Source organism: Mycolicibacterium aichiense, assembly GCF_010726245.1.
Lineage (GTDB): Bacteria > Actinomycetota > Actinomycetes > Mycobacteriales > Mycobacteriaceae > Mycobacterium > Mycobacterium aichiense.
On record NZ_AP022561.1, the window covers coordinates 4,241,751 to 4,263,371 of the forward strand.

The window sequence follows — 21,621 nt, forward strand, 5'->3', positions numbered from 1 at the left end:
CAACGCGACGCTTGAGCGCTCACCGATACGGACATGACTATGCCGATTCTTCGTTGCCAGCCTGTCGGTTTTCGCCAGTGAGGACGACACCGTAGAGGAAACTCCGGATGCGTTCGGCGAACATCTCTTTCACCGAAAGCTCGTTTGCCGCGGCAGCTTCAGCGAGATGCGGATGCGCAGCAGCATCGATGTTGGGAAACAGGCTGCGCCCGCCTGCGGGACGGCGCAGCGGTTCGACCATCACAGCACCAATACAGAGCATCTCCATGCCATCGAGAATCTGGATGTGCAGGTGCAGGGGCACCCCTGAGTCGCTGAGGAATTGGGCCGCGTCCTCGAAACTGTCGATCAAGATCTCCCGCGGCAGGTGCTCGACGAGAATTGGGGCCGCGTTCCGGTGGCGCAGGACCGACTGACGGAAATTCAGCGCCAAACTGACGAAATACTCCGGCCAGTCGGGGCCGGGCTGACGCCTGGGTTTGATAACGGATTTACCCGCGATGTGCTTGGCGATGGCAGTGAGGATCTCGTTCTTATCGGAGAAATGATGATAGAGCGAGGGCGCGCGGACACCGAGGTGCTGGGCAAGCCGTGGCAAACTGAAGGCTTCCAAGCCTTCAGAATCGATAATCTCGATAGATGCTGCGACTGCCGTCGACCGGGTGATCAGCGGTTTAGACGGTCTCGCCATGCCACTCCCCGGGTTTAACCTAACGATGCTCGTTTAGCATACCTTGCCCAGGGCCCGGCCCGGATATGTCCGCACTGACGCCGCGGCTCATCGAGCCTGCGTCACGCGGTGTCCAACCTAGAGTCATCAGTTTTCGTCCGCGTGGTTTCAATCAACCCGGTGGTTGGGGCACTAACCGATGATCGAGTGCCCCAACGTGTTACACAGAGCCGTGCTCGCCGTCACGACCGGCCGATGCCCAGTCGACGGCGCCAGTCGTGCGCGCCCATCAGCCGGGTGAGCTTGGCGATGATCCTGGCCTTGGCCGGGATCACCGGGTACCACAGCAGCTCCGACTTCAGGGCGAACCGCTCCTCGACCACTGATTGCTGCCGACAGTACTTCAGCACGCCGTGTGCACCACCGAACCGCGTTCCCAGTCCGGAGTTCTTCCAGCCCCCCATTGGTATCGGCATCTGGAATGTCGCCACCACTGCGTTGTTGACCGATACCGAACCCGCCTCGATCCGTCGCGAGAGGCGATCCGCCCTGGCGCGGTCGCGAGTCCACAGGCTGGAGCTGAGTCCATATTCGGAGTCGTTGGCCAGCGCGATCGCTTCGTCTTCGTTGCTGACCCGCATGATGGCGAGGGTCGGCCCGAAGGTCTCCTCGCGCATACACGTCATGGTGTGGTCTACGTCGACCAGCACGGTGGGCTCGAAGAAGTTGCCCCCCGGACTGCGGTGACCTCCGGTCAGAACGCGCGCGCCCTTGGCCACCGCATCGGCGACGTGGTCGGCGACGATGTCGACCTGTGCCGATGTGACCATGGCGCCGATATCGCAGGCAAAGCTGCCTGGCTGGTCCATGCCTTGGCGCAGGGCGGCGACCTTCTCGGTCACCAGGGTCACGAAGCGGTCGTAGACGGGCGCCTCCACGTAGACGCGTTCCACACCAACACACGCCTGCCCGGAGTTCGTCATGCCGCCCCACACCGCACCGGCCGCGGCCCGCTCGATATCGGCGTCGGCGAGCACGATCAGCGCGTCCTTGCCGCCGAGTTCCAGGCTGCACGGGATGAGTCGTTGCGCGCAGCGCACGGCGATGGCCCTGCCGGTGCGCACCGACCCGGTGAACATCACCATGTCCGCCTGGTCCACAACGGCCGCACCGGTGGCCCCCGCGCCGTTGGCACATCCCAGCACCGGCGGAGCGCCTATCTCCTCGTTCCACCCACGCACGGCCTCGGTCCACGCCAACGGCGTCACCTCGGACGGCTTGCACAGGACGGCGGCACCGGCGACCAACGCTCCGACGACATCCATCATCGGGCTGGCCAGCGGTCCGTTCCACGGGGTGATGAGCCCGACGAGCTGATGTGGCCGAACCTGCACCCGCAGCCGGCGCACCTTGTTGGCGGCGCCCGCCGCCTTCACTGTCCGATCGGCCATGAACTTCTCACCGTTGGCCGTGAAGTAGTTGATGACGTCGATGGCTACGGCCATCTCCAAAGATGCATCAGCCCAGGACTTCCCAGTCTCCTGCTGGACCAGGGTCAGGATCCTGCGTTCGTTGTCGAGCAGCCAGTCCAGCCAGCGCAGCAGATGCACACTGCGGCCGCGGGGGCCGAGAGCTTCCCAAGCAGGCTGCGCTGACCGCAGCTGGCCGGCCAATGCAGCCACCGCCGCTTCGTCCATTTCGGGCACGGCGCCCACGATGCGCCCATCTCCTGGGCACCGAACCGTGATGGTGGTTCGCGGATCGAGCGCGGAGGCAGTGCTGGTTTCGTTCATGAAAAGTACTTTTCCCTTCGGTGGCCGACGCACCATATCTAAAAGAGTAAGGTTTCGACCGACTGTTGACCACTATCGCTTTCACCTACCTAAAACCTATAGTTTTGTCACCTGCCACCGTCCGTTCCATCAGCCAAGGAGGCATGCACATGAAGGTTCGACTCGAAAGGGCCAAGTGCGCCGGCCATGCTCAGTGCTACGCCGTCGATCCCGACCTGTTCCCGATCGACGACGACGGATATTCCATCCTCGAACCGCACGAAGTGGACCCCGCCGACGAGCGCGTCATCCGTGACGGCGTCGCGTCCTGCCCCGAGCTGGCGCTGATCATCGAAGACAACTGAACGTCCCGGGCCCCGATCCGCCCGAGCGACGCCCCCTCCGAGAGATGCTGCCGCCAAGATCCCTGTCCCCGGCAATGGGAAACGTCCCCGGCAATGGGAAACATGGCGGTATCGCCGAGGCGGTGCATCAACGGACAGTTCTTGATTGACGTCTCATACCTATCGGCGTAAGGTTTTTTGGCATCGGCGGCGCGGGTCGCGGGTCGGTTCCGGCCACCGTAGACACGACGCGCTTCCGGGCAGGATTGCGAACCTGCAGGTTCCCAGTGACGCTCAGTGGCCGGTCAATTCACCGCTCAGTAGTAAAGGCAGATCATGACGACATCGCTCCCCAGGCAAGACCGCATCCGCCGAGCACTTGAGCTGTTGCGTAACGAGACCACCGACAAATTCGACGACGTCGTCCCGTTCACTGCCGAAGAGTTCACCGACCCGGTTCTGGCCCAGCAGGAACGTGACCACATCTTCGGCCGGGTTCCATCAATCGTCGCGCACGGGTCTGAGCTCGCTAAACCGTTCGATTTCCTGACGGTGCAGATGCCGCGCAACAACGTCATCGTGGTCCGGCAGCGCGACGGTGGCATCAAGGCGTTCGTCAATCTGTGTCGGCACCGCGGGGCCATGCTTGAAGACTCCGAGAAGGGCCGTTGCCGGTTCTTCTCGTGCCAGTATCACCGGTGGTCATATGATCCCGATGGCTCACTGCGAATGATCACTCGTGACAACACTTTCGGCGAGGTGGACCGGAAGGAACGCGGGCTCATCGAATTGCCGTGCGAGGAGCGTCACGGCTTCATCTGGCTGGTCGACAATGCGCACGCGACCATCGATGTCGCGGATTGGCTGGGTCCGGACATGGATGCCATCCTGGCCGGCTACCGCCTCGACGAACTGCACTGTGTCCGCTCGGCAGGTTTCGATGAGCCGACGAACTGGAAGATCATGCAGGACGCCTTTCTGGACGGCTACCACATCCAGTACGCCCATCCCAACACTGCAGGCAAGATCATCCACACCAATGTGATGGCGTTCGAGGACTTCGGCCGGCACTGCCGCTTCATCGCGCCGCGCAAATCCATCGACCGTTGGCTGGAAGAGGATCCGGGCGAGGAGAATCTGGACCGCTACGTCACCGAGACGCACTTCTTGCTGCCCAACAGCACCCTGCTGCGGCAGCCGGATCATTTCCAGCTCTTGACGTTCCGTCCGGACATCAGCGACCCCGCCAAATCTCGGATGGAGCAGCGCCTGATAGTACCGCCGGTCGAGCGGTCCGGGATGACCGAAGAGCACTGGAACAAGGTCTGGGACAAGAACTGGCAGATCCTGCTGGCCGTCCTGCACAACGAGGATTTCCCCCTGCTGCGTAACTCCCAGCGTGGAATGGCCAGTGCTGATGCCGGAGACATGTTGCTGGGCCGCAACGAGACCGCCAACCAAGTGTTCCGCCGCGAGACAAAGAAGCTGCTGGCCGAAGGTACGGTCGAGTCCTGACCAGATGATCAAATACGAATGGCGGGACACGCTGAGCGACGACGAGTCGACCCAACTGGCCGACCTGTTACGCCGTGCAGCCGACTACGACGCCGAACCCGAATACACCACCATCGAATTCGCCGACATCGCCGGCGCGATGGCGAGCAGCGATCCCCGATACCGGCACCTGCTGGTGTGGATGCTGCCCTACGCCACAGCACTGGGAGCCGCCGATCACCCCGAGCGCATCGCCGGCGTGATCCGTCTGACGGTCAATGACGACGGCACCGCGGAAGCATCCGGCGTGGTCGATCCGCAACTGCGTTCGATCGGCATCATGACTCTGCTCTTCGAGCGGATCGGGCTGGACACCTCGGGACCGCAGGGGTGGCAGGGCACCGGTGCGCACATTGTCACGGCCTGGGCAAAGGGAAACCACCCCGCCTCCGGCCGGATCAGTAACCGGTTCCTGATTGCCCGCACCCGGCGGGTATGGAAGTTGGTCAGACCCACAGCCTCGGTCAACGAGGCCGCCGGAGCTCCTGTGCTGGAACCGATCTCGACGACCGCCCTCGCCGAATACCCGTGGGCATCGACGCTGATCGAGACCGCCGGACCCCATCATGCGCTTCGGGAGAGCGGCCGCGTCATCGGCGCCGTCGGCATGGACTTCACCGCGGTGGAATCAGAGGAGTTTGGCCGCTGCGCGACCGTGCGAGCACTGGCCGCCACGCCCCAGGCGGACGCCAACTCCCGCAGGCGCCTGCTCAACGGAGCCGCGGCTCTCGCCCACGAAGCCGGCCTCACCGGGCTTGTGATCCACGTCGACTCCGACGACGCCGCCTGGGTGAATGTCTGCCGGCTGGTCAACTTCCAGCACGACCGCACCGACGTGCTCCTACAACTCGGAGGCCACCGATGAGCGTCGAACTCGAGTCGCTGCCCGCCGGCCTTGCCGCGACCGTCGAAGCTCACGGAAAGGCCGTGGCCGCCGGCGACAACCGAGCGGTGCTCGCCGATTTTCTGCCCGACCGTATCGGGCAACTCATCGCCTCGGCCGATGTCCCCACGCCGCTCAAGAGCGCTGAGGTGCGCACCATCACCGACGTCGGCGACGGCCGCTACGACGCCGTCATCCGGTACCGCAAGCCCGATGACGAATGGTTCGAATTGCGCAGCCGCTGGGTGCGATTCGAGGACGGTAGCTGGCGGGTGCTCAGCGTGCGCAACATCCCCGCCACCGCACCCTGGATGGACATCACTGGGCCGGGTGCGGACGGCTTGGACGCCCCGCACTGGGACGCGCTTCGCGAAGGCGAGCTCAAGATCCAGCGCTGTGGGGAATGCCGCCGCTGGATCTGGTCGCCGCGTCCCATCTGCCCGTCCTGCCATTCGATGGACACCCGATGGGAGGTCGTCGCACCGGTCGGCACCGTCTACTCCTGGACCCGCACCTGGCAGCCGTTCACCCCGGAGAGCACCGGTCACCTGCCCTACGTCGTAGTCCTCGTCGAGTTGCCGGGTGCCGATGGAGCGCGGGTGGTCGGCGTCCTCGCTGATGCCGACGGCATCACCCCCACCATCGGAGCGCCGGTACGCGGCGACATCGAGCCGCCACCCGACGAACAGCACTGGCCCCTGCTGCGCTGGCACCTGGAGAACCCACTGTCATGAGTTTCCGCGGATCCACCGCCGTCGTCGGCACCGGCTCGACCGGCTACTACAAGCGCGGCACCAGCCCTCTGACATCGGCGCAACTGATACTCACGGCGATCCTGCGGGCATGCGAGGACGCCGGCGCCGATCCTCGCAGCATCGACGGCTTCGTCTCCTACGGAGGCGACTCCAGTGAGGGCCTCGCCATCGGCGCTGCGCTGGGCGTGCGCGAGGTTCGTTGGTCCACCGAAGTGTGGGGCGGCGGGGGCGGCGGTATCGCCGCCGCTGTCAACTGCGCCGCCGCCGCCGTTTACAGCGGTCAGGCCGACTGCGTCGCGGTCTACCGCGGCCTGTCTGAGGGCACCGACGGACGCCGGGCGTTCGCCAAGGGTCACATCGGATCGCTGTACACCGCACACGGCGTGCTCGCGCCGGCCCAAATATGCGCGCTGCGCACACAGCGTCTACTCGAAGTCGACCGCGTCCCCCGCTCGGCTATGGAAGCGATCTCACTGACCGGTTATCACCACGCGCAGAACAATCCTGACGCCGTGGCGTACGGCCATCCCGTCGACCACACCCGCTACGAGAACAGCCGCTGGATCTCCGAACCGCTGCACCTGTTCGACTGCTCACGTGAGAATGACGGCGCTGCAGCGGTTCTCGTGGTCAGTGCGGAACGGTCCGGGGACTACCGCGGCGTGCCCGCTCTTATCCTGTCCGGGGTGCAGGGCGCCGCCGCCGGCTGGAGCGAATCGGTGGAGAATGAGACCGACTACAGCACTGCGGGTTTCCATCCTGCGATGGTGGCCAGGCTGTGGGCCGGTGCCGGAATCGGACCCGGTGATGTCGACGTGGCACAGGTCTACGAGAACTTCACTGGACCGGCCGTCGCTTCGATCATCGACCATGGCCTGTCTCCCGGCGGACCCGCGGCCGGGGAATTCCTCACCGTCGAAAACCTGACTGTCGAAACCGGTACACTCCCGATCAATACCGCTGGCGGCAACATTGCAGAAGGTTTCGTACATGGCATCGGCCTGGTAGTGGAGGCAGTACGTCAGATCCGCGGCGGATCTCCGAACCCGGTTGCCGGCGCGGACATCTCACTGCTGATCGGCGGCCCGATGGCCCCCCTGGTGAGTTCGACAGTCTTCGGGTCCCCGGCGACAGCCTGACCCGGTCTCAGCCTGGAAACGAGGAGCAGATGGCAGCGAGCGTCGGGTCCGCCCTGAACTGGTGGGCCAGAACCAAAGGCGACGAAACCGCCCTCATTGTTGCCGAGGACCGGTTGACCTTCCACGAGCTGCACGACTGGTCGAGCCGGTTGGCTCGGCGACTCTCCGAGGACGGCGTCAAACCCGGCGATCGGGTCGGATTGCTGAGCGCCAATGCTCTGGCCTGGCCGGTGGCGGCACTGGCCATCATGAAGAGCGGTGCGGTGCTGGTACCGCTGAACGCTCGGCTCAAGCCGGCCGAGATCCGCAAGATCGCCGACGACGCCGGGCTGAGCTTGATCCTGGCCGGCAACGCTCACGTGGCCGCTGCGCAGGCTGCCCGCCCCGGCGGCCACGAGTTCGGGGTGGTGGACTTCGACATCGTCGAGGCCGAACGCACCGGCGAACCCGACGACTTCAGGATCGACCGCGCCCCAGAGGACGCCATTGCCGTCATCTTCACCAGCGGATCGACCGGCCTGTCCAAGGGCGTCATCCTCACCAACGCCGGTCTGCTGTCCATCGTGCTGGAGAACACGCTCACCCAGGACGGCTTCCGTCCCGGTACGGTGACCCTGCTGGTTCTCCCCCTGGCGTTCACGCCAGGTCTGGTCTACGGCCTGTTGATGACCACCGTGCTCGGCGGGACGCTCATCGTGGAACCGGAACTGAACCCCTCGCGAGCGGTTGGCCTCATCGAACGCCACGGTGTCCGAGCACTTTTCGGCGTACCGCTGATCTTCGAAGCGATGGCGAAGACACCCGAATTCACCGAAGCAGATCTGAGCTCGCTACAAACTGCGATCGTCGGAGGCGCCGCGGTGCCGGTGGAACTGCTCGGCAGGTGGGCTGACAAGGGCGTGTTACTTCGCCAGATCTACGGAATGACCGAAGCCGGCGGGGTGGCCACCGCGACGCTGCGCCATGAGGCGCTCGAGCACCCGGGCTCCTGCGGCATCGGGTCGATCTTCACGGATGTGCGGGTCATGGGCGAGGACGGAGAGCTTCGTGGTCCCGGCGAGCAGGGCGAGATCGTGGTGCGCGGCCCCCTGGTGACTCCGGGCTACTGGGACGACCCCACGTCTACGGCACAGGCCATTCGGGACGGCTGGTTACACAGCGGGGATCTCGGAGTCGCCGACGAGTCGGGCCGAATCACTTTCGTCGACCGCATGAAGGATCTGATCATCTCGGGCGGGATCAACATCTCGCCCGTCGAACTCGAATCGGCTATCGGCACCCTCGACGGAGTCGACGAGGTCGCAGTCATCGCCGCCAGTGATGCCCGGTTCGGCGAGACCCCGGCCGCCATCATCACCGGCACCGTGGCCAGCCAGGAGGCGGTCATCGCGCACTGCGAAACCCTGCTGTCGGATTACAAGATCCCGCGTTATGTGGTGCTTCGCGATCAGCCGCTGCCCCGCCTGCCGAGCGGCAAGCTAGACAAGCGGGCCATCCGCGCGGAATATCACGATGTCCCGGAACGGTTTCCGCGCGCCCGCTGACTGGCTTGCCGACAGATCGATCAATGCCCCGACGTGCCGCCGTCGACGGCCAGCGTCGATCCGGTCACATAGCTCGATGCCCGGCTGGCGAGAAAGAGCACGGCAGCGTCGATCTCACGTTGCGTACCCACCCGCCCCATCGGACAGGCGGCGAGGAACCGTGCCAGTGTCTCCTCGGACATCTCACCGATCATGTCGGTCTCGACGAAGCCGGGCGCAATCGCATTGACCCGGATGCCCTTTCGCGCTGACCACTGGTTTGCGAGATCACGAGTCAGCCCGATCAGTCCCGCCTTGCTTGCGGTGTACGCCGCCTGCGGGAGGATGGACTTCACCAGACCCAGCATGCTCGACACATTCACGATGCTGGCGCCGGGCTGCATGACGCGCGCGCACGCCTGCGCCGCCCAGTAAGCGCCCATCAGATTCACCTCGATCACCGCCTGAAAGTCCTGCGGCCGTTCCGAAGTCGCCGGCGCGACGTGCGAGACACCGGCATTGTTCACCAGCACGTCCACCCGTCCGAACTCCGCGAGTGCGGCCTCGGCCAATTCTGCGCACGCGTCGGGCTGTGTGACGTCGGTGGGGACCACCAGGCAAGACCGACCCGTCGCGCGAACGGTCGCGGCGGTCGTATCGAGCTGTACCCGGCGCCGGCCCGCGACGACGATATCCGCCCCTGCCTCGGCCAGCGCTCGGGCGAATCCCGCACCGAGTCCGCTACCGGCCCCGGTCACAATCGCCACCGAACCCGCAAGGCCATACAGGTCGAGTATCGACTCGATCGGTTCAGGTGTGGTCGTCGATGACACCGCATCGTCCTTCTGGTTGTCGCGAAATGAAGAGCAGGCCGAACGGGACAGTCGTCCTTCGCGGATTAATCTAATGGAGTTAGCCTAGTCGGGTACGAGGACGCGACACACAGGCCGGTACCACCGCAACCGTTCAGGGCGGTCCGCACGCATCGCCGATCCACCGCATACCTCGCTCAGCTGCGACAACGCCGCTTATTTATCGTCTGACATTTCTTGATTGACGTCTCATATCTACCGGCGTAAGGTTTGGCCGACCGGTGTCTCACGTCACAGTCTCACTACGTTGTGGAGCGCCCCGCAAAGCGCAGGATCCGCGGGGCTCAACCGAGGAGGATCATGAAGCTGGAGAACAAAGTCGCGCTCATCACCGGCGCCGGGTCTGGGCTGGGTCGCCGGAGTGCGCAGATTTTCAGCGCCGAAGGCGCCAAGGTCGCCATCGTCGACATCGACGGTGATCGCGCTGAGCAGTCACTCAAGCTGGTGCAGGAGGCGGGCGGAGACGCGATCGCAATTACCGCTGACGTGGCCGACAAAGCGCAGATCCAGGCCGCCGTCGACGAGGCCGTGGCACATTACGGCAAGCTCGACATCGCTTGGGCCAACGCAGGCGTGGTGTCGCGGGGCGGCGTTCCCTCCGTTGCCGGTGGCGAATACGTCGCATTCGAGGACCTGACCGAATCCGATTGGCAGCACGTGCTGGGGGTCAACCTGTCCGGCGTCGTGTACACGGCCCAGGCTGCTGTCCCGAGCCTGAAGGCCAACGGCGGCGGCACCATCCTGGCTACCTCGTCGGCCGCGTCGCTGGTGGCCTACCACAACATCGCCATGTACTCGGCCACCAAGGCCGGCGTCAACGGGCTGGTCCGCGGACTCGCACTTGACCTGGGACCCTGGGGAATTCGAGTGAACGCCATCGCGCCAACACACGGGATGTCGCCCAACTTCCTCATGCCCCCCGGAACTCCGGTCGTCGGCCAGTCCTACGAAGAGGTCGCCGGACCCTGGAACCCGACCGTGTCGCCCATCCCGCTCAAACTGCAGCGCCCGCCGTCGATCGATGACAACGCCAAGGTCGCACTGTTCCTCGTCAGCGACGATTCCGCCTACATCTCCGGCGCCACCATCGGCGCCACCGACGGCGGCACGCTCTCGCGCGTCGGGATGTGGTTCGACGAGGACTTGAACCCCCAACCCGTTTCCTGACCACCCAGACACCGGAGAACAGCCCACCACATGACCGCAGCAACGAGCGTCCCGACTGAACTGGTCGTCGACTTCGACGTGTACGACCCCGCTCTGGCCACCCCCGTCGACGTGATGCAGGACAAGGTGGCCGAACTGGCAGCGATCGGACCCGTGGTCTACTCGCGCGCCCACGGCGGACACTGGATTGTCACGCATTACAAAGAGATTCAAGAGGTGCTCACCAATCCGGAGACCTTCTCCAGCTATCCCAACAATCTGGTCACCAGCGATATCGGCAAGTTCATCCCCCTGGAGCTCGACCCGCCGGAGCACACCTCCTACCGGCAGGCGCTACAGCCGCTGTTCAGCCCCCAGCGGATGAAAAAGCTGTCCGACGACATCCGCGCCGTGGTCAATGAGCTGCTCGACGAGTTCGCAGGCAAGGGCGAGGTGGAATACGTGTCGGCGTTCGCCCACGAGCTTCCCGCCCGGATCTTCCTCGCCCTGATGGACTGGCCCCTGGCCGATGCACCCCTGTTCACCGAGGCCACCGACACCATTCTGTTCGGCAAGCCCGGTGGTACCGAGGAGGAGTCCAATCAGGCGCGAATGATGGCCGGACTGCAGATGTTCGGCTACTTCCAGAGCATCGTGGAATCCCGCCGCGCCAATCCTGGTACGGACATCACCTCCAAGCTCATCCACACCGAAGTCAAACTGCCCGAAGGCACCCGACTGCTCAACGACGAAGAGCTCAACCGGATGTTCTTCCTGTTGCTGATCGGCGGGCTGCACACCGTGCAGGGCTCATTGTGCTGGGCAATCGTGCACCTGGTGAGGAATCCCGAACAGCGGGCCGCACTGGTCGCCGACCCGGAGCTGATCCCCAAGGCGGTCGAAGAGATCCTGCGGATGGAGGCGGCGATCATCCCCGGGCGACGGGCGACCAAAGATGTCCAGCTAGGCGGCGTCAGCATCGCCGAAGGTGACCAGCTGATCGTCATGCTGTGCGGAGCCAACCGTGACTCCGGTGAGTTCACCGCTCCGACCGACTTCGACATCGAGCGTCACCCCAACCGGCACTTGTCCTTCGGCGCCGGCGTGCACCGCTGCCTTGGTTCACACCTGGGCCGCATCGAGCTCGTTATCGCACTGGAGGAGATCCACCGCCGGATCCCTGACTATCAGCTCATCGAGTCCGATCCACCGGTTTTTCATTCCAGCCAGGTTCGCGGTTGCGCGCGCCTGCCGATCCGGTTCACTCCAGAGACGTAGACGATCGCTTGTAGAATCACGAACTCCGAGATGCCGAGCGACAGGAGACGAGATGGCTCGCCGCAAGAGCGGCAGCGGCCTGAGCTCCGACGCTGACGAAGCTCGCCAGCAGATCCTCGCCGCAGCGGAGCGGGTGATCACGCGGTACGGCGTGCCCAAGTCGACCATGGACGACATCGGCAAAGAGGCCGGGGTGTCCCGGCCCACCGTGTATCGCTACTTCGGTGACCGCGACGCGCTCCTGGCCGCGCTGATCGAGCGGCGCTCGCGGATGCTGTTCGCACGCGCCTACGACTTCATCCTCAGTCACCCCACTTTCGCCGACCAGCTCGTCGAAGGGTTGATCTATCTTGTGGACCACGGTCGACAGGATCCGATCGTCCGGATGTTGGTGAGCCCCGAGCACATGGAACTGGCGACCCCCATCGTCGGTGGCGCGCACTTGGCCACCAACCTGACCGCTGAGATGTGGGGTCCTATCTTCCGGCAAGCAATGGCGCGCGGTGAGATCAAACCTGATCTGGATATCAATGCAGTCGCCGAATGGCTGGGCCTGGTGCAGTTCATCCTTGTCGGCCGGCTCGACTTCGCTTCCGCCGAAGATCCGGGACATCGAAAGATGCTGCGCGAGTTCGTCTTGCCGGCTTTTGTTCCAGTCACCACCGCTATAGGCGACGTCCATCACCATCGGTGATGCGCGAACAGTTCACTGCCACAGACTCAGTCACCTCACGCGCGCATAGCTGCCGGGGATCTGTGCATAGGTCGAGCGCAGCAGCGGTTTGGCGATCTTGCCGCTGGCCAGTCTGGGCAGCGGCTCCTCGCACAGGACCACATAGCGGGGTACCTTGTAGTCGGCGAGCCGTTGGTTGCAGAACTGCACGACGTCGCTCTCGTCAAGGGGCCGTGATGCCCTGATCAGAGCCGCCGCGGTCTCACCGAACTTCTTGTCGGGCACACTGATTACCGCCACCTCCTCGATACCCGGCATCGTCGCGATCACGGCTTCGACTTCAGCGGGCGAGATGTTCAGCCCGCCGGAGATGATCATGTCCTTGAGCCGGTCGACGAACGTGAGGTACCCCCGCTCGTCGAGCATTCCTAGGTCTCCGGTGCGCAGCCACCCGTCGACGAGGGCGGCGCGGGTCGCTTCCTCATTGCGCCAGTATCCGGGCATCATGCCCGGTCCTCGCAGCAGAATCTCACCCGTCACGTGCGGCGGGCAGTCGACTCCGTCGGCGTCGACCACTCTGATCTTGGTGAATATGCCACCTCTGCCGCAGGTTTCGGCACCGTGGGCGGCTTCCTCCAGAGGTGTCACGCTCGCGGTTCCGCCGATCTCGGTCTGGCCGTACAGCTGACGCAGGGCGACGCCGCGGGGCGCCCACCTGGCCAGCAGCTCGACCGACACCCGTGCACCCCCGACGTGCGCTGTCGACAGATGGCTCAGGTCGGCGTCGTCGAAGCCATCGACGCCGGCGATCTGCTCGAACAGGATCGGCGGTCCGGTCAGGGTGTTGGGCTTGTCCCTGATGAGCACCTCGAGCGCGCGGACCGGGTCGAAGCGGGGCTGGAGGTACAACGTTCCGCCATTGAGCACCGTTCGTGCGATGCCCCAGATGATCCCGGCCGCCGAGAACAGCGGTAGCACCATCAGCGGTCGCAGATCTCGCCCGGACACCGGTTCCAGCAGAGACCACTCATGAGCGACGCCGGCGATGGTGTCGTGTGTGAAGATCACCCCTTTCGGCCGGCCGGTGCTGCCACTGGTGAACACAATGGCCGTGGGCATGTTCGTATCCATGACCGGCCTACGCACCGGCGTCGGGCAGCTGTGCCGAAGGCTGCGCACATCACGTTCGAAGACCGCGATCTCGAAGGACGGATCCTGGGCGTGCACGTCATCTAGTCGCGGCAGCAGAGCTTCATCGCAGAACACCACGGATGGCTGGCAATCGTGCACCAAGTCGGCCAACTCCCTGGCGACCATCCGATTGTTGAAGGGCGCAGCGATGGCACCCACGACGAGAGCGCCCAGTGCGGCAGCACACCACTCCAGTGAATTCACCCCGACGAAGCTGACTCGATCCCCGGGTCGTACACCGCGGTCGAGGAGGACATGGCCGACACCGTCGGCCCAGCGCGCCAACTCGGCGTAACTTACCGTGTCACCGTCGAAGTCGATCGCGGTCGCGGCAGGTTTGGTACGCGCCCAGAAGGCCAAGGCGTCGACAACCGTTCCGCTCACCGCGGGCCTCCTTCTTCGGCGGCAACGGTCATCCGCGCCGACTCGGTATCGATGAACTTGACGCGCGGACGGCCCAGGCGCCGCCCCTGGGCGCGCTCGTGCCGGTCGATGGCGATCCAGCCGTCGGCACCGAAGCTGTGCGGGCTGCGGGACTGGATGAGTCGCGCGAACGCATCCGGATCGGCCGTCGGCTGCCTGAGTAGGCCGTTGTGAAAGTCTGAGACTAGGCAGTGCACCGTCTCGTCGGCGCAGAACCGGTTGGTCCCGATGACGCCGGTCGGTCCACGTTTGATCCACCCGGCAACGTAGCGCCCCCGGACCGGATGGCCGGAGACCGAATCGAAGACCCGTCCGGCTTGATTGGCCACCGTGCCCGTCGTGGTGTCGAAGGGTAGGCCGGGGATGGGCGCACCGCGATACCCGATGGACTGCAACAGAAGCCCGCAGTCCACGATCGCCGAGCCCGCGATCCCCCGACGTTGCACGCGCACGCCGGTGAGGTGGGTGTCCCCCACCAATTCGACCGGGGTGGTCTGGAATCGGAAGTCGATGGTGCGGCTGCCCGGTCGTCGGGCGCGCCGGCCGTACTCGGCGAGGATCTGCACCTTCAGCGGTGTCTCATCACCGGCCGAAACTGCGTCGTCCACGGTGATGTCCACGCCGGGGTCGGCTGCCAGCCCGATCAGCTCGGGGGTGGTGCACGCCGCCGCCTCGGGACCACGACGGCCCAGCACCATCACGTTGCGCACCGCGCTGGCGCTCAGCGCATCGAGCGCATGCTCGGCAATGTCGGTGTGCCGCAACCGATCGACGTCGGTAGTGAGGATCCTCGCGACATCGAGGGCGACGTTGCCGTTGCCGACAATGACCACCTGCGGGTGGGATAGGTCGAAAGTGCGATCGGCGAAATCGGGGTGGCCGTTGTACCAGGCGACGAACTCGCGCGCGGAGTGGCTGCCGGCCAGATCGGCGCCGGGGATGCCCAGGCGGCGGTCTTCGGAGGTACCCGAGGCGAACAGCACCGCATGGTGGTGTGCCGAGAGTTCGTCGCTGCTCAGGTCGGCGCCCACTTCGACGTCGAAGTAGGCAGTCAACCCCGGGCGCCGCAGGGTGCGTTGGAAGGTGCGTTCGATGGACTTTGTCTTCGCATGGTCGGGAGCCACGCCGTAGCGCACGAGTCCGCCGGCGAAGGGCAGCCGTTCGATCATGGTCACTTCGGCGTCCACATCGCGGCGGCTCAGCAGGTTTTCGGCGGCATAGAACGCCGATGGTCCTGATCCGACGACAGCGACCCGCAGGCGCTCGGGATGTGCTGTCGCGGTAGGTTTCACCCGGCCGGCGACCGCCGGCTCAGGGCTGCCGGCGCGCTGGAAGAAGGCGGCATTGACGTCCAGATAGCGGCGAGTGGCGTCGGTGATGTCGTGGTCGGGCACGATCGCGTCCACCGGGCACACCTCGGCGCAGGCACCGCAGTCGATGCACGCCCTGGGGTCGATGTGCAGCAATTCGGCACTGGCATAGCCCGGTTCGCCGGGTGCGGGATGGATGCAGTTGACCGGGCACACCTCCACACAGGTGGCGTCGTTACAGCAGTTCTGGGTCACCACATAGGTCATCGCAGCTCCTCGTCGGGTGGGCGGGTTCGGTGGGCGCCTACGCCAGGCGGACGACAACCGGAATGCCGTTGACGATCGGGGACCCGGTCAGCGGTTCCAGCGCGCCATCGTCGACGAGCGCGTTGTAGTTGGCGCCGGGAGCGGATTCCGCGTGGGGCGTCTGCATGCCGGGCCCGGTGTGACCCCAGCCGTGCGGCATGCTGACCACCCCCGGTCGCAGGGCGGAGTCGATGCGTAGTTCGGCGGTCACCGACGTGGTTGCGGATGTGACGGTCACCTGGTCGCCGGAGAGCAGGCTGTGTGCCGCGGCATCCTGAGGGGACATCAGAAGCGCACATAGTCCCGAATGTGGTTGCGGGAGTGCGTTGTGCAGCCAGGAGTTCATGCCGCGCGGCTGTCGCCGATTCACCAGCGTCAACTCCGGTATCGGGCGGTCGATGCCGGCCGCCAGCCGGGGTAGGTCGGCGACGATCATCGGCGGTGCCAGATCGATACGGCCGTTGGGGGTCCGCAACACCTCGGGTAATCGCGGCTGCAGCGGGCCGTAGTCGATTCCGTTGGGACTGTCTTCCAACTGTTCGAGGGTGAGGCCACCCGGATTGGTGCCGAACCGGTCACCGTACGGGCCGCTGCGTAGCCGCATGTCGAGCAGCCGCGCCGGCCCGGTTCGCCGCGCTGTCTCGGTCAGTACCTGCTCGATGTCGACGCCGGCGATCGCCGCGGCGCGACGCGCGGCGACCGCCGCCACGGCATTGTCCATCTCTTCGATCGACCGGTTCGGCTGCCCGGCCGCCGCGGCGGCAAGTCGGAGCAGCAACTGCCACTCGGCGAATTCGTTCTCGGACAGCGGAATGAGCGGAGGACTGTAGCGGGCAACGTTGCGAACTTGGAAGTGCGCCAACAGGATGTCGTGGTGCCCGCGGGTAGACATCGGCGGCGGCGGCAAGATGACATCGGCGTACCGGGTCGTCTCGTTGAGGTAGCAGTCCACCGACACCATGAACTCGACGCTGCGGAGCGCGGCTTCGACGGCATTGCTGTTGGGCACTGAGCGCGCCGGGTTACCGGCGAGGGTGATCAGCGCCCTGGTGCGACCCGGCCCCGGGGTGAGGATCTCCTCGGCGAAGCAGGCGGCCGGCAACTCGCCCAGCAGCTCCGGCAGCTGGCGCACCCGGGACCGCCACCGATCGAACATCAGCCGCGGCGGTTTGGACACCGGCCAGGTGTTCGGGCCGCCGCCGGGCGGCAGCGAAAACATCGCGCCTCCGGGCCGATCCAGATTTCCGGTCACCACTGAGAGAACTTCGATGAGCCAGTTCGCCAGCGTGCCGAACTCCTGCAGACAACTGCCGATGCGGGAATGGGCGACTGCCGAAGGCGCGGTGGCGAATTCGCGCGCGACACGGTAGATGACCTGCGCATCGATGCCGCACGGTGTCGCGACGATCTCGGGGGTGTACTCGGCAACCATCGTGATGACCTGGGCGAGATTGTCAACCACGTCAGGAATGAGGTGGTACTTGACCAGGTTTTCGCGGGCGATGACGGCCAGCACGCCAAGGAGGAATAACGCATCGGTCCCCGGCCGGATCGCCACGTGAAGATCGGCGACCTCGGCGGTGCGGGTGCGCACGGGATCCACCACCACCAGTCTGCCGCCCCGGGCGCGCAGCGCCTCCAGACGTCGTTGCATTCCCGGCGCGGTCATCGTGCTCCCGTTGGATACCAACGGATTTGACCCCATCACCAGCATGTAGTCGGTGCGGTCGATATCCGGCACTGTGATACCCAGCCCCGAACCGTAGAGCAGCAGGTGGGCGAGGTTCTTGGGCCAGGTGTCGACGCTGGCCGGCGAGTAGACGTTACGCGTCCCGAGTGCGGCCAACAGCTCGCCGAGATAGAACGGGGAATCGAGATGATGTGCGGCCGGATTGCCGTGGTAGACCGCGCAGCTGCCCGGATCGTTGACGACGAATTCGGGCAGACGCTCGTCGATCACCGCGAACGCCTCATCCCAGCCGGCTTCCTGAAAGTCACCAGATGCCCTGCGCAGCAGTGGCGTGCGGATTCGGTCCGGGTCGTTCTCGACGCTGGCCAGCCCGATGCCCTTGGCACAGCTATGCCCAGCGCTGAAGACGTCGGACCGGTTCGGCGTGATCTCGACGATCCGGCGGCCGTCCATCGTGAACATCAGTCCACACGTCGACTCGCAGAGTGGGCATATCCGAGGACCAACCCGGGTGGACGACGCGCTCAGGGCCATCTGATGTGTATTTCCTGTTCTATCGGTCGCGCGACCACCGGGACACCCGCTATCTCTAGGTGGCCTACCCGGTGGGCCGGGCGCGCCGATTCTCCGGGGTGAAGACGATCGGCAGCTGAGTCACGCCGCGGACCTGCGATGCGTGCGACAGCACAGGTTTCGACGCATCGATGCGGTAATCCGGGATGCGGCGGTGAATCGCTTCGAGTGCGGCGGCCACCTCGATGCGGGCGAGGTGGGACCCGATGCAGCGATGCGGGCCCGACCCAAAGGCCAAATGCCGGTTCGGGGTGCGATCCAACTGCACCTCATCGGGGTCGACGAACTCGCCACGATCGCGATTCACCCCTGCCAAGATCACGATCAGCTGGTCGTCTTGCTTGATCGGCAGTCCACCGAGTTCGGTGTCGACGGTGGCACGCCGCCCCATCGAGACCGCCGCTTCATACCGCAGCATCTCCTCGACGGCGCCAGGAAGCAGTCCCGGATCCTCGATGAGCTGCTGGCGAAGGGCCGGGCGGCCGGCGAGGTGGATGACGCTCCACGCCAGCGTGCCCTGCACAGTGTGCAAGCCGGCGATCAAGAGCAGGAAGAACATCCGGCACAACTCATCATCTGTGAGCTGTCGCGGTCCCTCCGGAGTGTCCAGCGGGGTGTCGATGATGACACTGGTGATGTCGGTGGCGTCGGGGCGGCTCCGGCGGTCGGCCAACACCTGCGCGAAGTAGCCGAACATCTGGCCGGCGGCTTGGAGGCGGGCCGTCAAATTCTCTTCCTCGGTCGCGCCAGGCTTGCCCAAAATGGCGATATCGGTGGCCTCTGTGAACAGCGGTGCGTCCTCCAGTGGCCAGCCCATGAGCGACAAGAAGACCGAGGTGGGCAGTTCGTGGGCGAACTCCGAGACGAACTCGGCCGAGCCACGGTCGGCGAACTTGTCGATGAGCCGATCCACGACCAGACGGATCTCGGCCTCCATCTCCTTCATTCGGCGAGGGCTGAACAGCGGCTGAAGGATTTTCCGGTAGGAGGTGTGCTCGGGCGGATCGAGCTCGATCGGAATGAACTTGCCATCCCCGGCGCCCACCAGGTTGTTGGGGTAGCTCGAGAACGTCTCAGCATCACGAAGGACCGCATGGGCTTCTTTGTAGCCCGTGACGATCCAGTGCCCGCCGTACGCGGTCGAGTAGACCACGGGGCCGGCGGCGGCCAGCTCGCGGACCTTCTCGTTGAGTCGATCCACTTCACCGGCCAACGACGGGTCGTAGATGTCGAAATCGGTCACGAGGCGGTCGGGCAGGTCGATCGTTTGTGCGCTCACTTGCTGTGCACCCTCCTTGGAAGCCGGCGTGCCACGACCATAAACCTATTGGCAATAGGTGGTCAAGGTCACATTGCGGCAGTGCCGCGACCACGATCCAGCTCAGCCGTCGCGGCCGGTGGACGGCACGGGCGGCTTTAGCTATAACCTATCAATATTAGTTTTACTCCGAAATCTCCGGGAGCCGCATGAAGACCGACCTGTTCGAAACCGACCATGAGGTATTCCGTACTTCGGTACGCGGCTTCGTGGAGCGCCATGCAGTGCCGAAAATGGAGAAGTGGGACACCGACCGCGCCGTGGATCGCGAGACCTGGCTCGCCGCAGGCAAACAGGGACTTCTTGGACTGTCAGTCCCCGAAGAATTCGGCGGCGCCGGTGAGCTGGACTACCGCTACCGCGTGGTCATCCAGGAGGAGATCGCTCGCGTCGGCGCCTCGGCGTTGCAGTCCGGCTTCTCGACCAACGACGACATCGTGCTGAACTATCTGCTCCGCCACGCCAACGAGGAGCAACGGAAGCGGTGGTTACCGGGCTTCGTCGACGGATCCATTATCGGCGCGATCGCCATGACCGAGCCAGGTGCCGGCAGCGACCTACGCGCGATCACGACCACGGCAACGCGCTCCGGCGATGACTGGATCATCAACGGCTCCAAAACTTTCATCACCAGCGGTGTGCTCTGCGATGTGGTGATCGTGTTCGCGCGCACCGACGACCCCGGCGGGTACAGCCTGTTCCTCGTCGAGGATGGAACCCCAGGGTTCCGGCGGGGGCGCAAGCTCGACAAGATGGGCCTGGCCGCGCAAGACACTGCCGAGCAGTTCTTCGACGATGTCCGCGTGCCTGCCGGCAACCTGCTGGGCGAATTGGGCGCCGGTTTCACCTACCTGATGCAGAGCCTGCCCTTGGAGCGCCTCGGCATCGCCATTGCCGCGCAAACGTCCGCGGAGGCGGTTTTCGACTGGACGAAGTCGTATGTGAACCAACGGCTCGCGTTCGGCAAGAGGATCATCGACATGCAGGGGCCGGGATTCATGCTCGCCGAACTGCAGACCGCCATCGACGTGAACCGCGCCTACATCGACCGGTGCGTGCGGGCGTTCAACGCCGGCGAACTGTCGGCCGTCGACGCCGCCAAGGCGAAGTTCTGGTCCACCGAACTGCAGGGCCGCGTCACGGACGCCGGAGTGCAGATGCACGGGGGCTACGGCTACATGATGGAGTACCCGGTGGCCAAGGCGTTCATCGACGCACGCGTCCAGCGGATCTACGGCGGCACCAACGAGATCATGAAAGAGATCATCCGGCGCGACCTGGTCGAGACGTCCTAGGTGATGCATAGGAGTTGTGCAGACATGGAATTCACCACGATCACCTACGACACAGCGGACCAGATCGCCACCATCACGTTGAATCGGCCGGAGGCACGCAACGGATTCACCCTGACGATGGCCGACGAACTCAACGCCGCGCTGTTGGGCGCTGACGGCGACGACCGGGTGCGCGTGGTGATCCTGCGCGCGGCGGGATTGCATTTCTGCGTCGGGATGGACATGGCCGGCGGCGATCCCACCGTCGGCGATCCCGACGATCCGCTCTGGGATGAACCCGCCACCCGGGTCGCCCGACCGATGGTCAATCTCAACAAGCCGGTCATCGTCGCCATCCAGGGGGCCGCGGTCGGGGTGGGCCTGTCGATGACACTCGCCGCCGACTTCAGGCTTGCCTCCGACGACGCCCGCTTCGGATTTGTCTTCGCCCGCCGTGGGCTGTTCCCCGAGGCCGGATCGATGTGGCTGTTACCCCAGATCGTCGGGCTGGGCAAGGCCAAGGAATGGATGATCACGGGACGGATTTTCGACGCTGACGAGGCCGCGGACGCCGGGCTGGTCACCGCGGTACATCCGCGCGAGAAGCTCTGGGCCGCCGCCGACGCACTCGCCCGCGAGATAGCATCTACCGTCGCACCGGTGTCAGCGGCGGTGATCCGTAGAGGTCTCACCGTGATGGCGGCCCGGGGCAATCCCGAAGCCGCCTTCGCGGTCGACCGTCAGACCATCTCCTACGGCTTCACGACTCCCGACCTGGCCGAAGGGGTGGCATCCTTCCTGCAGAAGCGCCCGCCTCAGTTCACCGGGGTTGCGCGCGAGGAGGTTCCGCGATTCCCCTGGCTCACGTTCGAGCGAGAGTAACGGCGCCGCCACTGTCGATGAGTGGCCGGAGGATGGCCTCTATCT

18 protein-coding genes are annotated in these 21,621 nt (G+C 65.1%); 11 read left to right on the forward strand and 7 right to left on the reverse strand.

Annotation, left to right across the window (positions count from 1 at the left end; all coding sequences use genetic code 11):
- Window positions 1–37: 37 nt before the first annotated feature.
- Together G6N32_RS20230 and G6N32_RS20235 are read right to left on the reverse strand one after the other, a co-directional pair.
- Window positions 38–691, reverse strand: coding sequence for a TetR family transcriptional regulator (locus G6N32_RS20230; protein ID WP_115321562.1), 654 nt, complete (start codon window positions 689–691; stop codon window positions 38–40).
- Window positions 692–912: 221 nt separating this feature from the next.
- The gene (locus G6N32_RS20235; RefSeq protein ID WP_115321563.1) at window positions 913–2,463 is read right to left on the reverse strand and encodes an aldehyde dehydrogenase family protein; all 1,551 of its coding nucleotides are present in this window, start codon (window positions 2,461–2,463) and stop codon (window positions 913–915) included.
- A gap of 149 nt (window positions 2,464–2,612) precedes the next feature.
- Between G6N32_RS20235 and G6N32_RS20240 the strand changes: the two genes are divergently transcribed.
- The 6 genes from G6N32_RS20240 to G6N32_RS20265 all read left to right on the forward strand — a co-directional run bounded on the left by G6N32_RS20240 (window position 2,613) and on the right by G6N32_RS20265 (window position 8,661).
- Entirely contained in the window at window positions 2,613–2,807 is a 195-nt protein-coding gene (locus G6N32_RS20240; RefSeq protein ID WP_115322037.1) for a ferredoxin, read from the forward strand.
- 315 nt (window positions 2,808–3,122) lie between these two features.
- Window positions 3,123–4,301, forward strand: coding sequence for an aromatic ring-hydroxylating oxygenase subunit alpha (locus G6N32_RS20245; protein ID WP_115321564.1), 1,179 nt, complete (start codon window positions 3,123–3,125; stop codon window positions 4,299–4,301).
- Between the two features lie 4 nt (window positions 4,302–4,305).
- Window positions 4,306–5,205 (forward strand): hypothetical protein, encoded by a 900-nt coding sequence (locus G6N32_RS20250; protein WP_115321565.1) that lies wholly within the window; start codon window positions 4,306–4,308, stop codon window positions 5,203–5,205.
- Window positions 5,202–5,957 (forward strand): Zn-ribbon domain-containing OB-fold protein, encoded by a 756-nt coding sequence (locus G6N32_RS20255; protein WP_115321566.1) that lies wholly within the window; start codon window positions 5,202–5,204, stop codon window positions 5,955–5,957. Before G6N32_RS20250 ends, G6N32_RS20255 begins: the two co-directional genes overlap by 4 nt.
- Complete coding sequence (locus tag G6N32_RS20260; RefSeq protein WP_115321567.1) at window positions 5,954–7,117, forward strand: thiolase C-terminal domain-containing protein; 1,164 nt, start codon at window positions 5,954–5,956, stop codon at window positions 7,115–7,117. Before G6N32_RS20255 ends, G6N32_RS20260 begins: the two co-directional genes overlap by 4 nt.
- Window positions 7,118–7,146: 29 nt before the next feature.
- Complete coding sequence (locus G6N32_RS20265; protein WP_115321568.1) at window positions 7,147–8,661, forward strand: class I adenylate-forming enzyme family protein; 1,515 nt, start codon at window positions 7,147–7,149, stop codon at window positions 8,659–8,661.
- A gap of 20 nt (window positions 8,662–8,681) precedes the next feature.
- Here G6N32_RS20265 and G6N32_RS20270 read toward each other — a convergent pair whose 3' ends face one another.
- Window positions 8,682–9,473 carry an SDR family NAD(P)-dependent oxidoreductase gene (locus tag G6N32_RS20270; protein WP_115321569.1) on the reverse strand — a complete coding sequence of 264 codons (792 nt, stop codon included), beginning with the start codon at window positions 9,471–9,473 and terminating at the stop codon, window positions 8,682–8,684.
- 339 nt (window positions 9,474–9,812) lie between these two features.
- On the opposite strand from G6N32_RS20270, the gene G6N32_RS20275 reads away from it, so the two are divergent.
- From G6N32_RS20275 to G6N32_RS20285, 3 genes are read left to right on the forward strand one after another with little or no spacing between them, the layout of a single operon-like run.
- The gene (locus G6N32_RS20275; RefSeq protein WP_115321570.1) at window positions 9,813–10,679 is read left to right on the forward strand and encodes an SDR family NAD(P)-dependent oxidoreductase; all 867 of its coding nucleotides are present in this window, start codon (window positions 9,813–9,815) and stop codon (window positions 10,677–10,679) included.
- Window positions 10,680–10,709: 30 nt separating this feature from the next.
- On the forward strand, window positions 10,710–11,936 hold the full coding sequence (locus tag G6N32_RS20280; RefSeq protein WP_115321571.1) for a cytochrome P450: 1,227 nt from the start codon (window positions 10,710–10,712) through the stop codon (window positions 11,934–11,936).
- Between the two features lie 52 nt (window positions 11,937–11,988).
- Window positions 11,989–12,630 (forward strand): TetR/AcrR family transcriptional regulator, encoded by a 642-nt coding sequence (locus tag G6N32_RS20285; RefSeq protein ID WP_115321572.1) that lies wholly within the window; start codon window positions 11,989–11,991, stop codon window positions 12,628–12,630.
- A 30-nt stretch (window positions 12,631–12,660) separates the two neighbouring features.
- Here the strand turns inward: G6N32_RS20285 and G6N32_RS20290 are convergent, their stop codons facing one another.
- The 4 genes from G6N32_RS20290 to G6N32_RS20305 all read right to left on the reverse strand — a co-directional run bounded on the left by G6N32_RS20290 (window position 12,661) and on the right by G6N32_RS20305 (window position 19,381).
- Window positions 12,661–14,184, reverse strand: coding sequence for a class I adenylate-forming enzyme family protein (locus G6N32_RS20290; RefSeq protein ID WP_115321573.1), 1,524 nt, complete (start codon window positions 14,182–14,184; stop codon window positions 12,661–12,663).
- A complete protein-coding gene (locus tag G6N32_RS20295) occupies window positions 14,181–15,800 on the reverse strand; it encodes an FAD-dependent oxidoreductase (RefSeq protein WP_115321574.1) in 1,620 nt (539 codons plus the stop codon). Before G6N32_RS20295 ends, G6N32_RS20290 begins: the two co-directional genes overlap by 4 nt.
- A 37-nt stretch (window positions 15,801–15,837) precedes the next feature.
- Entirely contained in the window at window positions 15,838–18,063 is a 2,226-nt protein-coding gene (locus tag G6N32_RS20300) for a molybdopterin-dependent oxidoreductase (protein ID WP_172507327.1), read from the reverse strand.
- 64 nt (window positions 18,064–18,127) lie between these two features.
- A complete protein-coding gene (locus G6N32_RS20305) occupies window positions 18,128–19,381 on the reverse strand; it encodes a cytochrome P450 (protein ID WP_232077199.1) in 1,254 nt (417 codons plus the stop codon).
- Window positions 19,382–19,569: 188 nt separating this feature from the next.
- Between G6N32_RS20305 and G6N32_RS20310 the strand changes: the two genes are divergently transcribed.
- The gene (locus tag G6N32_RS20310) at window positions 19,570–20,715 is read left to right on the forward strand and encodes an acyl-CoA dehydrogenase family protein (protein WP_115321575.1); all 1,146 of its coding nucleotides are present in this window, start codon (window positions 19,570–19,572) and stop codon (window positions 20,713–20,715) included.
- Between the two features lie 24 nt (window positions 20,716–20,739).
- Window positions 20,740–21,576 (forward strand): enoyl-CoA hydratase-related protein, encoded by an 837-nt coding sequence (locus G6N32_RS20315; protein WP_115321576.1) that lies wholly within the window; start codon window positions 20,740–20,742, stop codon window positions 21,574–21,576.
- Window positions 21,577–21,621 lie beyond the last annotated feature (45 nt).